The 1540-nt window shown below is 64.5% G+C and carries 2 protein-coding genes; both read left to right on the plus strand.

Features of this window, described 5'->3' with window-relative positions:
* Positions 1-72: 72 nt before the first annotated feature.
* Entirely contained in the window at positions 73-1053 is a 981-nt protein-coding gene (locus tag ACKAE7_RS20940) for a DUF4192 domain-containing protein (RefSeq protein WP_408980214.1), read from the plus strand.
* A gap of 188 nt (positions 1054-1241) precedes the next feature.
* Entirely contained in the window at positions 1242-1391 is a 150-nt protein-coding gene (locus ACKAE7_RS20945; protein WP_400595001.1) for a hypothetical protein, read from the plus strand.
* Positions 1392-1540: the final 149 nt, after the last annotated feature.

Here is a 1540-nt window from a genome sequence, read left to right on the forward strand (position 1 = left end):
AACGGGGGAAAGGGAAGCTGGCCGGTCACCTGATCGCCCCACACCCCCCACGTCTCTGCAAGGACAAAAACCATGACTGAAAAACTGACCATCTCCGGTTCCGCTGACCTGCTCGCCGCCGTCCCGCACCTGCTGGGCAACCAGCCCAAGGAGTCGTTTGTCGTGCTGACGTCACGCTTCGGCACCCTTGGAGCAACCCTCCGCATGGACGCACCGGCAGAGGCCGCACCACTGGATTACGCCCAAATGATGGCGACCTACGCCGCCAACGACGAGAAGGCAACGGGCAGCTTCGTGATCGTTTACACCGACGAGAAACCGGCCTACGGCTTCCCGTACGCCGCCCACGTGCTCGCACTCAGCACCGAGCTGGCCACCGCACGGATGCCCGTAAAAAAGGTCTTCCTGGTGACGGGCACCTACTGGGCAACCTACGGCACCCCGGAGAAGAACTCGCTGGATGAAATCCGCGACAGCAACGCGAACGTCACCTTGACCTATTTCGGATCCGCCCCCGATATCGACGTCTACAACCCGGAACTGCTGGGTGCGTGGGCCCTTCCTGTGCAGGCGCCGGAAGGCACGGACGAGGATCTGGACACCGCGTGCGCGACATGGGCCGCCGTGCTGGACGGCGAAGGTACGCCGGACACGGAAACGGCCCGCCAGCTGGCAGCAGCATTCCAGCACCGCCACATCCGTGACTACCTGTTCCGCGACACCATCACCACGCACAACGGCAATTTTGGTGACACCCTCACCGGAAAGTTCACCGCCCGCCCCGACTGGACGCGAGTGGACCGCGCGGAAGCTATCGCGTTCGACCTGATGAAGGTCGTACCCACCGGTCAGCGCGCCCCCATGCTGGCCCTGATGGGCTGGCTGGAATGGCTCAAAGGCCACGGAACCCAGGCAGACCGCTACCTGAAACTTGCCACTGAGGACGTTTCGGACTTCCGGCTCGCCGTGCTGCTGCGCGAACTCATCAACCGCGGAGCCGTCGCAGACGTCGCCCGCGACGAGGGCACTTCCTACCAGCGCCGCCTGATCTAGGACAGCCAAGGCCGGGACGGATCACCTTCGAGGTATCCGTCCCGGCCTTCCCGTGGCGGGGCGGCCTCCCCCGCTGGCGCTCCTCCGGCCGCCGAGTCACGCTGACGCGGGCGCAGCCACACACCCAGTCAGCATGCAGGATCCCGAACTACAGTGGGCATAAGACGCCACAAACGGGGAGGGACGCTGTGGGAACCGAATACATCTTGACCGACGACGACAGACCGGCCGCTGACGCGAGCCTGGCCGAGGACATCATCGAGCTGCAGCTGCTCACGGCAGGCGAAAAGACCGGTCCAGTGGACACGGCGCACGCCCAGGAACACCACAACTTTTAAACCCGACGCAGCCAAACTGCTGCGGCTCCAGATTCCCTTGCAGAGGAAGAAAAGTCCAACAAGCTGCTGGACGAAGGGCAGGCTCGCTGGGCTCGCCCTGGTTTCCGCTGCGCTCCAACCAGTTGACGGACGTCCGCTGGCGCGGCCGG

The sequence above is a fragment of the Pseudarthrobacter sp. NKDBFgelt genome (genome assembly GCF_046097905.1).
Taxonomy (GTDB): domain Bacteria; phylum Actinomycetota; class Actinomycetes; order Actinomycetales; family Micrococcaceae; genus Arthrobacter; species Arthrobacter polychromogenes.

Excerpts from the sequence above, each read along its gene's own strand:
- ACKAE7_RS20940 (WP_408980214.1), top strand. The coding sequence starts at position 73 with ATGACTGAAAAACTGACCATCTCCGGTTCCGCTGACCTGCTCGCCGCC.